The organism is Cytobacillus firmus (genome assembly GCF_023715565.1).
GTDB lineage: Bacteria > Bacillota > Bacilli > Bacillales > Cytobacillaceae > Cytobacillus > Cytobacillus firmus_C.
On sequence record NZ_JAMBOJ010000093.1, the window covers coordinates 1 to 12442 of the forward strand.

At 39.5% G+C, this 12442-nt stretch carries 13 protein-coding genes and 2 pseudogenes; 8 read left to right on the forward strand and 7 right to left on the reverse strand.

What is annotated here, in order from left to right; all coding sequences use genetic code 11:
* Nucleotides 1-136 precede the first annotated feature (136 nt).
* A complete protein-coding gene (locus tag M3205_RS23870) occupies nt 137-1354 on the reverse strand; it encodes a NupC/NupG family nucleoside CNT transporter (RefSeq protein WP_251172160.1) in 1218 nt (405 codons plus the stop codon).
* Nucleotides 1355-1663: 309 nt separating this feature from the next.
* Between M3205_RS23870 and M3205_RS23875 the strand changes: the two genes are divergently transcribed.
* The 3 genes from M3205_RS23875 to M3205_RS23885 all read left to right on the forward strand — a co-directional run bounded on the left by M3205_RS23875 (nt 1664) and on the right by M3205_RS23885 (nt 3317).
* On the forward strand, nt 1664-1759 hold the full coding sequence (locus M3205_RS23875; RefSeq protein ID WP_076256549.1) for a YjcZ family sporulation protein: 96 nt from the start codon (nt 1664-1666) through the stop codon (nt 1757-1759).
* A gap of 154 nt (nt 1760-1913) precedes the next feature.
* The gene (locus tag M3205_RS23880) at nt 1914-2129 is read left to right on the forward strand and encodes a YozQ family protein (RefSeq protein WP_251172161.1); all 216 of its coding nucleotides are present in this window, start codon (nt 1914-1916) and stop codon (nt 2127-2129) included.
* A 447-nt stretch (nt 2130-2576) separates the two neighbouring features.
* On the forward strand, nt 2577-3317 hold the full coding sequence (locus tag M3205_RS23885; RefSeq protein ID WP_251172162.1) for a YqjF family protein: 741 nt from the start codon (nt 2577-2579) through the stop codon (nt 3315-3317).
* A gap of 29 nt (nt 3318-3346) precedes the next feature.
* Here the strand turns inward: M3205_RS23885 and M3205_RS23890 are convergent, their stop codons facing one another.
* A complete protein-coding gene (locus M3205_RS23890) occupies nt 3347-3484 on the reverse strand; it encodes a hypothetical protein (protein WP_251172163.1) in 138 nt (45 codons plus the stop codon).
* 89 nt (nt 3485-3573) lie between these two features.
* On the opposite strand from M3205_RS23890, the gene M3205_RS23895 reads away from it, so the two are divergent.
* Nucleotides 3574-3756: a cold-inducible protein YdjO-related protein gene (locus M3205_RS23895; RefSeq protein ID WP_095242748.1), complete on the forward strand. Its 183-nt coding sequence runs from the start codon at nt 3574-3576 to the stop codon at nt 3754-3756.
* 53 nt (nt 3757-3809) lie between these two features.
* On the opposite strand, the gene M3205_RS23900 is transcribed toward M3205_RS23895, so the two are convergent.
* On the reverse strand, nt 3810-4052 hold the full coding sequence (locus M3205_RS23900; RefSeq protein WP_227887087.1) for a transcriptional regulator SplA domain-containing protein: 243 nt from the start codon (nt 4050-4052) through the stop codon (nt 3810-3812).
* A 15-nt stretch (nt 4053-4067) separates the two neighbouring features.
* On the reverse strand, nt 4068-4256 hold the full coding sequence (locus M3205_RS23905) for a hypothetical protein (protein WP_251172165.1): 189 nt from the start codon (nt 4254-4256) through the stop codon (nt 4068-4070).
* 134 nt (nt 4257-4390) lie between these two features.
* Between M3205_RS23905 and M3205_RS23915 the strand changes: the two are divergent.
* Nucleotides 4391-5652 (forward strand): annotated as a pseudogene (locus tag M3205_RS23915) (erythromycin esterase family protein).
* A 62-nt stretch (nt 5653-5714) separates the two neighbouring features.
* Here M3205_RS23915 and pepF read toward each other — a convergent pair.
* The 3 genes from pepF to M3205_RS23930 all read right to left on the reverse strand — a co-directional run bounded on the left by pepF (nt 5715) and on the right by M3205_RS23930 (nt 8456).
* A complete protein-coding gene (gene pepF / locus M3205_RS23920) occupies nt 5715-7529 on the reverse strand; it encodes an oligoendopeptidase F (RefSeq protein ID WP_251172167.1) in 1815 nt (604 codons plus the stop codon).
* Nucleotides 7530-7973: 444 nt separating this feature from the next.
* Nucleotides 7974-8108, reverse strand: a complete 135-nt coding sequence (yhfH, locus tag M3205_RS23925; protein WP_009334590.1) for a protein YhfH — start codon at nt 8106-8108, stop codon at nt 7974-7976.
* 171 nt (nt 8109-8279) lie between these two features.
* Nucleotides 8280-8456, reverse strand: coding sequence for a hypothetical protein (locus tag M3205_RS23930; protein ID WP_251172168.1), 177 nt, complete (start codon nt 8454-8456; stop codon nt 8280-8282).
* Between M3205_RS23930 and M3205_RS23935 the strand changes: the two are divergent.
* From M3205_RS23935 to M3205_RS23945, 3 genes and pseudogenes are all read left to right on the forward strand, one after another.
* A pseudogene (locus M3205_RS23935) lies at nt 8413-9921 on the forward strand (PAS domain S-box protein); the annotation flags it as partial. The gene M3205_RS23930 and the pseudogene M3205_RS23935 sit on opposite strands and share 44 nt — an antisense overlap.
* A 284-nt stretch (nt 9922-10205) precedes the next feature.
* A complete protein-coding gene (locus M3205_RS23940; protein WP_251172170.1) occupies nt 10206-11102 on the forward strand; it encodes a LysM peptidoglycan-binding and 3D domain-containing protein in 897 nt (298 codons plus the stop codon).
* Between the two features lie 694 nt (nt 11103-11796).
* Nucleotides 11797-12306 carry a hypothetical protein gene (locus M3205_RS23945; protein ID WP_251172171.1) on the forward strand — a complete coding sequence of 170 codons (510 nt, stop codon included), beginning with the start codon at nt 11797-11799 and terminating at the stop codon, nt 12304-12306.
* The last annotated feature ends 136 nt before the right edge of the window (nt 12307-12442 follow it).

The window sequence follows — 12442 nt, forward strand, 5'->3', positions numbered from 1 at the left end:
TTTAAGGAAATTCACTGCCAAAAAATAAGAATTTAAAGAATTAATACCCTGAAATAAGAGAAAGGTGAATTTGAGCGCACTCAAATTCACCTTTCTTACTATCTGAAGCTAGTTTTGTCCCAGCCTCATCAGACTATTAAATTAACATTCCTGCAATCGCCGCACTTAATAGAGAGGCAAGAGCTCCAGCTATTACAGCACGGATTCCAAGTTTGGCAATATCATTTCTGCGCTCAGGAGCAAGATTGCCGAGGCCGCCGAGAAGGATAGCCATAGAAGAAATATTTGCAAATCCGCAAAGCGCGAAGCTGACAACTGCAACAGTCTTAGGAGACAAATTGCTAATTTCAGGAGCAAAGGCTGAGTAAGCAACGAATTCATTCAACACAAGCTTTTGGCCGATGTAGCCGCCAGCCTGCACCGCTTCTGCCCATGGAACACCTACTGCAAATGCAATCGGGGCAAAAATAAAGCCAAGAATCATTTCAAGTGTTATGTTTTCAAAACCAAAAAGTCCGCCCGCAAAACCAATGATTCCATTGATTAACGCAACTAAAGCGATAAAAGCGAGAAGCATGGCACCAATATTCAAGGCAAGCATTAAACCATCGCTCGCCCCCCGGGCCGCAGCATCTACGATATTGACAGATTGTGTATCTTTTTCAATGTTAATATCATCTGTTGTTTCTGATTTTTCAGTTTCAGGGATCATTATTTTAGCCATAATAAGACCTGCAGGTGCTGCCATAAAGCTTGCTGCAAGCAGGTATTCCAGTGGAACACCAAGCAAGGAATAACCAATCAGAACTGAACCAGCTACGGAAGCCAAACCACCGGTCATGACAGCAAATAATTCTGACTTTGTCATTTTGCTGATAAAAGGGCGCACGATAAGAGGTGCCTCTGTCTGTCCGACAAAAATATTAGCAGCAGCAGAAATCGATTCTGCTTTACTTGTTCCAAGCAATTTAGCTAGAGCTCCGCCAATAACTTTAATAATGATTTGCATGATCCCTGTATAATATAGAACAGAGATTAGGGAAGAGAAGAAGATAACTACAGTCAAGACCTGGAATGCAAATACAAATCCAACACCTGAACCTTCCTCAAATAACCCTCCAAAGAGGAAATTAACTCCTTCATTGGCGTAACTCACAATATCATTTACTGCAAAAGTTAATTTTTCCAGTGCCTTTTTCCCAAGATCCCATTTAAGTACGGCAAACGCAAAGGCAAACTGAATGGCTAGGCCGCCAAGAATTGTGCGTAAATTGATCGCTTTACGATTGGATGAAAGAAGGAAAGCTATTCCCAATATGGTCAAGACCCCGAATATACCCCAGATAAAACTCATGTTGACACCTCATTTGTTGAATTTAGAATAATGTAAACGTTTTTACAGAACGTCAAAAATATAGACCTCTTATCAAAGAGGTAGGTGAATAGACGTCAGACATCTAACCTGAATACATGTCTATTTTAACATGAATCCGTTTGCAGTAAAGAGTTTTTTTCTTACCAAATTAATTTGGATAATTAATCTCCTATTTTTGTTCACATTTTCGGCGAATTTTTGATATATTTTTTTTTCCTCTGTTACATCTGCCCATTCGGGACAAACATCATGTTCATACACTGTCACTAGACGTCAGGAGGTGTTAGAATGGGTGCAGGCGCAGGATATGGCGGCGGATTTGCTTTAATCGTTGTCCTGTTTATACTTCTAATCATTGTTGGTGCTGCTTACGTAGGCTGGTAAAATCAGTGGACAATTTAACAATAAAAGCTGCTTAAAATCTGCCTATATGAGGGCAGATTTTTTGTTTTTCAACATTCCCTTGATTTGAATCGTATGATAATCGGTTTAATGTCCAAAATAAGGATAGTTCTTATTTTAGAAAGGGGGATTCTGAATGAATAAGAAGGACAATAATAATGGCAAAAATATTGCTGGCAGATATTATGAGGCTGAGGATTATAAAAGAAATGATCAGCTTTCATCAGGTCTCGCAACAACTCATGAGCAGGTAAGTGATACCTATATGGAAGGCCAGGCGGATGCAGTTATTGAAGATGTTGTTGGGGTGGATATTTCCATACCGCGCAAAGGGTATGATGAAAGCCATTAATGAAAAAAAAGCATAACACGTTGATCGTCATTTCCGAGTGTATTTTGCCAGGAGCATGACGATCTTTTTTTTTGGCCCTTTTCGTATAAATTGTTGTTTTTCGCTTATCAATGGTGTCCGTTGATTGCAGTGAGAGGATGCTCAGCGAACCACGGGGCGGCCGGTGAGCCTCCTCGACGCTACGCGTCTGTGGGGTCTCACCTGTCCCGCTACTCCCGTAGGACGTTGAATAAGCTACCTTGAGTAAACACCGCACGAAGAGCATGCGAATGCATTTTCGAGGATCTCGCACCTTCCACTACAATCAACTCAGTAAATATAATATAAATAGCAACAAACTTTGCGAAAACAGCCTTTTTTTTAAAAATACTGCATTGGATAAGGTGATGGTTTAGAGCAGAAGATTCGAGGAATATTCTTACTAATAATAAAGAATGGGGCAGGAGGATGGAAAACTCACTTGAGATAACATGGCACAGACCGTTTTCGCTGCCTGATAGGCCATGGGTGATGAAGCAAATATGGAATGATGTTCTGTTTGCTCATTGGCCTGTGCCTGCAGAAATAATGAAGAAGCACATTCCGCCACAGTTAACGTTAGATAAATTCAACGGAAAAGCATGGATTGGAATAGTCCCTTTCTGGATCAGCAGTATGAGAGTCCGCGGCTTGCCGCCATTGCCAATGATGAAATCAATGAATGAACTGAATGTAAGAACATATGCAGAGTATGGGGGAAGGAAAGGTGTTTATTTTTTCAGCTTGGATGCGGACAATCTTATAGCGGTAACAGGAGCCAGATTGCTGTATTTCCTTCCCTATGTGAATGCCGAAATGCAAATGCATAGATCAGCAGGAATCATTAATTATGAAAGCAGGCGGAAAAACGATAATAAAGAGCTCGGACAGTTCAAAGCACAATATAAACCGGAATCCAGACCTTTGAATTCTGAGAAAGGGTCACTTGATGAATGGCTGACTGAAAGGTATTGCTTATGGGTAACAAAAGGTGACCACGTTTTCCGCGGTGATATTCATCATACAAAATGGCAGCTGCATAATGTTTCCTGTTCGATATACGAGAATACAATGGCAGCTTTTTTGCCCGGCGAGCACTTGATGGAAGAACCGATCTTACACTACTCTCCACAAAAACATGCCTATTTTTGGCCATTAAAGAAGGAGTAGAACTTGAATAAAAGTGCACATTAAATATTTCATTTCTTACCGTAATTTTCTGCCAGCATTCTTTTTACTTCGTTATATGATAAGCCTGATTGTCTATTCAGCCTTTTCACTTCATCAATATCGGTTCCTGCAATAGTAAGGTTTTTTTTCTTCTGTTGGCGGACCATTCAACAGCCTCCTTATCAAATTTATTTTAAATCTTTTCAATAATTTTCCCGTTTCTTGTCCATACTAAGAAAAAAAGGGGGCGTTTCCAATTTTTTTCAATAAAAAAGGACAAGATGATAAGCCAGAGGTTGTAATGCTCGACACAGAGGTGTATTCCTGTAACAGCTGTAATGGCTGGATGAGAAAAGATTTCGTCTCTTCAGACTTAAAATGCCCATTATGCGGTGATGAAACAACTGTCGAAATGAGGGAATTGCCTCAAATTTTATAATCAGCATATAGAGAAAGACTGTTTCAAACCTAACAGTCTTTCTTTAATTGGCTTCAGTAATCTCCATATAACTCCTGAAACGCTTCTTCTGCATCCTTTTCAGAAGAGAACAGAGCATCGTCTTCTTCTATTAAATGGAAGGATTCATTAAGAAAGAGGGCAACTGCATTTGGATCTTTTGGATGCGGAACAATTTCGGCAGGCCTTACGTTTGCTACACTGGGAGTGTGAGGATTATGGTAAATTACATATACCTCATCTCCCGATTTTACTTTTTTCGGATCTATTGTTTCCATGGTTTCCCTCCCCATTTATAGGTTTTCATTTTGCTGGCCAATTTCTTTCGCGCCTAGAATAGCATTTGCGGTTTCCAGCTGTTCATGTTCATCAACAGATTCCCCTACCGTATTTTTCAGATTCGGAAAATGGCTGTCATTTCCAATGGTAACCATCTTTTCTTTCGGTGCAGAACCCAGGTATTTTTCATCCATTTCTTTCATGATTCACTAACCCTTCTGATATAGTATCGAGCTGCTTTCTTTAAAGTTTTCTCTCCTCAGTGATCTATTATTCAGCCATATAATCCTAATTCAAATGGGCAAGTTAGCTATAAGGCTAAATTGAGGTGATAAAAATGAATGCAACTAAAAAGCTGATTACATCTATTCAATCAGAAGCAGGTTCTTTCACTGATCCTTTTTGGTTTGACCGCATTATTGAAGCTGACGGGAAAGCAAAATTTGTTTTATTGGGAGAAGCTTCACATGGAACATCAGAGTTTTATACTATAAGAGCGAAAATATCGAAAGAGCTGATTGAACGGAAAGGGTTCAATCGCTGTGGAAGGGGACTGGCCTTCCTGCTTTACAGTTAACAGGTATGTTAAAGGGTATGCGCCTATGAACCCCCTTGAAGCACTGAAGGGTTTTAACCGGTGGACGACATGGATGTGGGCGAATGATGAAATAAAACAGCTGATTACCTGGATTCATTATTATAATCAGCACATTGAAGAGCAAAGCCTAATGGCAGGTTTCTATGGCATCGACATATATAGCTTATGGGAGTCTATGGATGAAATAATAAAACTTCTGGCATCAAAGGGAGCAGCCGAGCTGCAAGCTGCAGAAAAAGCATTTTCCTGCTTCGAGCCATATCACCGGAAACCGGAAAATTATGCAGTGGCTGCAGAATTTTATGGAGACGCCTGCGATAAGGAAGTTGCCGACCTTTTGCTGAAAATAAAAAACAAGTGGCAGGAAACCCATAACTTTGAAGAGGAATCGCTGAACCTTATAATAAACAGCCTTGTTGCCTTGAATGAAGAAAATTATTATCGGGCGATGATAAAAAGCGGTCCTGAGGATTGGAATATCAGGGACCATCACATGGTAAGTGCACTGGAGGAAGTATCGGGATTTTACGGTAAAGATGCAAAGGTTATCGTTTGGGAACACAACACACATCGGAGATGCAAGAGCAACCGATATGAAAGAAGAGGGGCTTGTGAATGTTGGACAAATTCTCCGCGAAAAATATGGAGAAGATCAAGTTTTCGCATTAGGTTTTGGCACATACTCAGGTACCGTTATAGCCGCCGAACAATGGGGTAGTGAAATGCAGGTTATGGAGGTGCCTCCCGCACAGGCTGGAAGCTGGGAGGATGCCCTTCAAATGGCTGGCCCCGGAGATAAAGTATTGCTGTTCACCGATGAAAACAGAGATCTATTCACAGATACTATTGGACACCAGGCAATTGGAGTTGTATATGATCCTGAATTTGAACAGTATGGTAATTATGTTCCCACTAAAATCTCTTTAAGGTATGACAGCTTTGTTTTTATTGAGAAGACGAATAGCTTAAAACCACTTAATTTGCCTATCAGAACACTTTAAACAACCGGTGGCAAAAAGCGGCAAAACAAAAATCCCCCTCCTTAAATCGGAGGGGGTTCTTGTTACACATAACTGTTTTCCAATTCATCCACCAATGATCCAACATAGCTTACTGCTTTCCGAATCGGGTCTGGCTTAGACATATCAATACCGGCACTCTTAAGGAGATCAAGCGGTTTTTTTGTTCCTCCGGCTTTAAGGACATCAAGCCAGCGGTCGACAGCAGGCTGGCCTTCCTCCTGGATGCTTTGTGCCATGGCGGTGGAAGCAGTTAAACCGGCTGAATAGGTATATGGGTAAAGTCCCATGTAATAGTGAGGCTGTCTCATCCAGGTTAAAGCGGCCCTTTCATCCAGTTCAACCGAATCTTCCCAGAATTCAGCAAGTGTATCTAATTTTTGAGCTGAGAGTGTTTTCGCCGTTAGCGGAACACCCTGTTCAGCAAGACGATATACTCTGCGCTGGTACTCTCCTTCGAGAAGATGTGTGACAAAGTTATGATAATAAGTTCCTAGCATTTGAAGAATAACCCAGCGCTTCATTCTCTTATCTTCAGTACCTGCCAATAAATGCTGGCCAAGCAGCATTTCGTTTAGTGTCGAGGGTGCTTCGACAAAATAGGTTGAAGGGCGGGTATTCATGATACGCTGATATTTATTGGCCAAATAAAAATGGCCCGCATGACCAAGCTCATGAGCGAGAACAAATGCACCACGCATCGTGTCTGTCCATGTAATCAGGATGAATGGATGGGAACCGTATGGACTTGCACAAAAAGCGCCTGTGGATTTTCCAACGTTATCAGCTAAATCAACCCACCGTTCTGACAGGCCTTTTTCCATAATATTTGTATATTCCGGGCCCATTACTTTAAGAGCCTCCAGAATGACTTCGGATGCTTTTTCATATGTTGTTTCCGGATTGAACTCTGGATCAAGAGGAGCCTTCAGGTCACAAAAAAGCATTTTATCCAATCCCAGGACTTTTTTCTTCAGCTGAGCATATCTGCGCATATGGGGAGCAAGCTCTTTTTGGATAATGTCCAGCTGATTGTTATACATTTCCTCTGTTACATGCTGGGAATCGAGAAGCATTTGTGTGACTGAGCTGTATTTTCTCAGCTTCGAAAGCGCAACCTGCTTTTTCACCTCAGCAGAATAAGCAGAAGCAAATGTATTCTTGTAGTTTTCCAACGAATCTGTAAATGAAGCATACGCATTCCGCCTGATGGTAGTATCCGGTGAAAACTCATAACGATCCTCGTAAAGAGCAAAAGAGTTTGGTAATTCGTTTCCTTTACTGTCTTTAAATGAGGCAAATAGCATGTCCGCAAGTTTTGCAGCCTGATAAATTGTATAAGGAGCACCAAATACTTCTCCCATCGCAGCCAGCGCTTCTTCCGTCTCAGGAGAAAGTCTGTGCTTCTTAGTTTCCAGCAGATCGTTAAGCTTGTTTCTGAATGGTTCGAGTCTGCTTTCTTCCTTAATGTATTTTTCAATTGTACCATCAGGCAGAGTTAATAATTCAGAATCAATAAATGATAGAGCGGAAGCGGCTTTTGCTCTTAAGGAGGCTATTCGTGATGAGTTAGCCTGATTGTCGGGATTTGTGCCATCTTCTGACTGGTGCAAGCTTGCATATGTGCCGGCCTGGACAAGACGGATAGAAAGCTTTTCCTCAGCGGAAAGGCAATCAAGCAGCACCTGCGAACCTTCATGAAGTTTTCCTTTGAATTGATCAAAAACAGCAAGATCCTCTTCAATACTCCTTATCTCTTTATGCCAATCTTCCTCTAATGCAAATAAATCCTCCACTTTCCATGTGCGCTCTTTAGGTACCTCATGACGCTTTAATCTGGTTATAGCTGTTTGGACCATATATTGTTCCCTCCTATTTCGATTCTCTAAATAAAGAGATTATGGAACAATTATACAGGAAACGCGCATATATTTATAGATTTTTCAAATAATTTCATATTGTTCTGTAACAGCTGTGCATCTTTATAAAAGGCTGTTTTCGCAATTTATATTATATTTACTGAGTTGATTGTAGTGGAAGGTGCGAGATCCTCGAAAATGCATGCGCATTCTCTTCGTGCGGTGTTTACTCAAGGTAGCTATTCAACGTCCTACGGGAGTAGCGGGACAGGTGAGACCCCACAGACGCGTAGCGTCAAGGAGGCTCACCGCCCGCCCCGTGGTTTGCTGAGCATCCTCTCACTGCAATCAACGGACAACATTGATAAGCGAAAAACAACAATTTTTTACGAAAAGAGCCTTATAAAAAAAGCGGAAGGACCAGGAAGCCTTCCGCTGATTGTGCTATTCCATTTTCTTTGACAGACAGCGATCACATTCCATTAAATATGATTCAGCCTGTTCCTTTACGGTTTGGCCACACTCAGGGCATACCTTTTTGGGAAGCGTTCTAAAAAATTCAACCGGACTTTTAATCATCATAATTCCTCCTTTTTTATAATACAGTTTATTTTAATTACTTCTGTTGTAGTACAGTATATACTGAATTTAAGTGAATGTGAAGTATTTTGATTGAATTTTTTAAAAATTTTATTTATTATTTTGACAGGCAAAAAAATGGTTTAAAATCTGCTTTTAAGTTTGCCATTTTTAATGGGCATATGACTTTATTTCCTCCAGGCTCTTCCATGGTACTAATGATTCCATTACAATCATATTGATAAAGTAAAAATGAGGGGGCTTAAAGCCTGCAATGTCTGCGATAATCGAATCTTTTAATCCTATATTACTCTTTGCGGGAACTGTAATTCTGAGCGGCCTCATCATGTCAGGTATCCTAATCAGAAAACGGCTGGAAGCAAGCAACACCCATTTGCACGATGTTCAGGCTGCACTTGATGAATCATCTATCGTGGCTATTACTGACCCTAAAGGAATTATCACGTATGTGAATGACAAATTTGTTGAGATTTCCAAGTATGAAGAATACGAACTGCTGGGCAAAAATCATAATATCTTAAATTCAGGATATCATCCGCCCGAGTTTTTCCACCAACTATGGAAAACGATTGGGTCAGGGGAAATATGGAAGGGGGAAATCCGCAACAAAGCTAAGGACGGAAGCTACTATTGGGTCGAGACAATAATTGTACCCTTCCTCAATAAAAAGAATAAACCCTATCAGTATGTTTCCATCCGGACAGATATATCTGCCTTGAAAACTGCTGAAGCCAATCTCAATAATTCCCTGAAAGAGGTTAATGATATTAAATTTGCTCTTGACCAGTCATCCATAATTGCTTTCACTGATGAAAAAGGAATCATAACCAATGTAAATGAGAGGTTTTGTGAAATTTCCCAGTACAGCAGGGAAGAGCTGATAGGACAAAATCATTCGTTATTAAATTCAAATCTGCATTCGAAGGAATTTTTTAAAAACTTATGGAAGACAATTGGCTCAGGCGAAGTATGGAAAGGGGAAATTCGCAATAAAGCTAAGGATGGTTCATATTACTGGGTCCATACTACAATCGTACCGTTCATGAATGCGAACGAAAAACCTTATCAATACTTAGCCATTAGGAACGATATAACCGAAAGGAAAAAAACAGAAGAAGTACTGCATCGGCAGGATAAACTGGCAGCAGTGGGCCAGCTTGCTGCAGGGGTTGCCCATGAAATCCGAAATCCGCTGACAACAATGAAAGGATATACAGAGTACCTTCAGCTGGATGAAACGAATGAAGAGAGACAGGAATTCTTAAGCATTATTTTAGATGAAATTGACCGGGTAAATAATATAGTAGAAGATTTTATGGTTCTTGCTAAGCCGAAAGCCGTTGAACTGGAGGAAAGAGATATCATACCTATTATAAAAAATGTCATCTCTTTTCTGGAATTCGAAGCCCGGAAACGGGAAGTGAAAATTCGTTTTGAATATGAAGGAGACATCATCCAGATTGAATGTGACGAAAACCGCCTTAAACAGGTTTTCCTTAATTTTATTAAAAATGGAATTGAAGCGATGCCTGATGGAGGAGATATTACCGTCAGAGCATCTATCGTAAATAACCAGGTGCAAATAGCGATACAGGATACAGGAGTTGGAATACCTCAGGAAAAATTGAAAAATATCGGAGAACCCTTTTTTACAACCAAGAAAAACGGGAATGGCTTAGGCTTGATGGTCAGCTTTAAAATTATTGAAAGCCATAATGGGAAAGTATTTATCGAGAGTGAATTAAATAAAGGTACGACATTCAATATTGTTTTGCCTGCGAAAACTGCCTAGTCAATCCTAAACGGATTGGCTTTTTCATTAGAAATTTATTCCTCTCCTGTTTAAAAATAGATATTACCAATAAATGGACCAATTATATTAACATTGGTTTAAATGCCATGATAACAGGAAAATCACCACTTTCAGTTTAGAAAGCACCTTACCTTGAAACGTATTTGTTATAAGGCTGTTATATCCGTAACGGGATTATTACCTGTTTGTTCTTTTTTAGCAGAAATTCCATGTTATTATTATCCCCGTTGGCTAAAAAAGAGCTATACGGGAGGTTTTAACTTATGAAAAAAACAATTTTAACTTTTGTAGCAGCTGCCGCAATTACCGGAACAGCAGGTGCGAATGCACAAGCAGAAGAAGTAACCGTAAAAAAAGGCGATACTTTATGGGATTTTTCCCAGTCATATAATACACCAGTTGACATAATCAAAGAATGGAACGGGCTGTCTTCTCATATCATCCAGCCGGATGATGTACTTAATGTATACCCTGAAAAGAAATACACAGTATCAAAAGGCGATACTATATGGGATATAGCAAGAGAGCATAATGTCACAGTCGAGGCAATCAAGGAATGGAACAGCTTGAGCTCTGATTTAATTCGGCCGGATGATGAATTAATTCTATACCCTGATGCCAAAGCTGTTAATGCTGTATCTGCTCCAGTACAGGCTGCTCCGGCTAAGTCCGAACAGCCTGCAGAACCAGCACCTTCAGAGCAAAAGTCTGAATCGCAGGCAGTAAAACAAACGCCGCCAGCTGAAAAATCAGAGCCAGCTCCAGAAGCAAAGTCTAATCCGGAACCAGCACAGTCTGCTGCTGAATCAAAACCAGCTGCCGAGCCTGCTGCAGAAAAGCCGGCGGAAACCGCAAATGAGGAAGCACCTCAAAAAGTGTTGAATATGGAAGCGACCGCCTACACGGCTAATTGTGAAGGCTGCTCTGGAATAACTGCAACAGGAATCAATTTAAAAGAAAATCCTGATCAAAAAGTAATCTCAGTAGATCCTAATGTGATACCGCTTGGAACAAAAGTCCATGTTGAAGGATATGGTGAAGCTGTCGCAGGAGACACTGGCGGAGCCATTAAAGGCAATAAGATTGATATCTTTATGCCATCTCAAGATGATGCCATCAATTTTGGCAGAAAAACAGTTAAAGTTACTATTTTAGATTAAGAGTAGAAGGCACTCTTTAGTAACCGGTTCATAAAATAGCATTATCAATAGAGAAGCTAATTCAAATGTGAATTAGCTTCTCTATTTTTGTTGATATGTTTTTTATAGTTTCAAATATTTAGTAGTTCACTTAACGGCAACGAACTAATTTTTTTGGTGAAAAATTGTAATTATTTATTGAATCAGATAAAATATTTTAAATATTACGAATCCAAAACAGTTTTTATCGTATTAAGTATAAGGGATACTTCGCAAAATTTGTTGCTATTTGAATTTACTGTGTTTATTGTAGTGAAAAAGTGCTAGATCCTCAAAAATACTTGCGCATTTTCTTCGTGCGGTGATTACTCTGGTAAGATTATTCAACGTCCTGCGGAAATAGCGGGACAGGTGAGACCCCGCAGACACGTAGTGGCGGGCATTCTATCGCTGCAAGCAACGGGCAACATTTATTGTGAAAAACAACAATTAATAAAGTATAGAGGTATCAAAAATAAGAATCGACAGCCACTTCAATAATTTTTATTTAAAATGGTGTTTCTTCCAGCAGGAACCAAGCCACGAAAACTACCAGCATCGAGGGAATTAAGATTCTGTTTTGTAATTAATGACGGAGTTTATCCTAGCATTTTTCATCTAGCTTTTTAGGAGGTGTTTAGTTATCAAAAGGAACTTTAAAACTTATGCATTCCTTATGTTACTAGCATTTTTAGTAACGGCTATTATAGATAATTTAAGTGTGTCTAATTCCGCAGACGAATTAAAAAAAGAAAATGCAGCATTAGAAAAACAGATATTAGCAGTTGAAGAATTGATCGAAGAAAACACATTTGTAATTAATGAGAATAAAGAACTAATAGAAAAAAATGAGCACTTAAATAATGAAGTTGAGGGTTTAAAAGAGCCCATTAAATACGAGGATTTTATGGATTCATTAAATGCACTTGAGGATTTTCTGTCATATGTCATTAAAAATAGAAATGATTGTCCTTGTTATATGTATATTGGAAATCATCAGTATGAATGGATACACAAACCACTTGCAAAACCATATGCATTCAGACAGGAGAAAGGAAAAATATATTTAGCATATGAATCACCTGAATATTACGATTATGAGTGGGTAATCGGAAAATACAAAGAGGGTAATGCTCCTGAGAGATGGAGTGTTGAAGATATAAAATATATAAAAAATGCAAACTAAAAAAGATGGAAAAAGGGGCTGGGACAAAACTAGCTTCAGATAGTAAGAAAGGTGAATTTGAGTGCGCTCAAATTCACCTTTCTCTTATTTCAGGGTATTAATTCTTTAAATTCTTATTTTTTGGCAGTGAATTTCC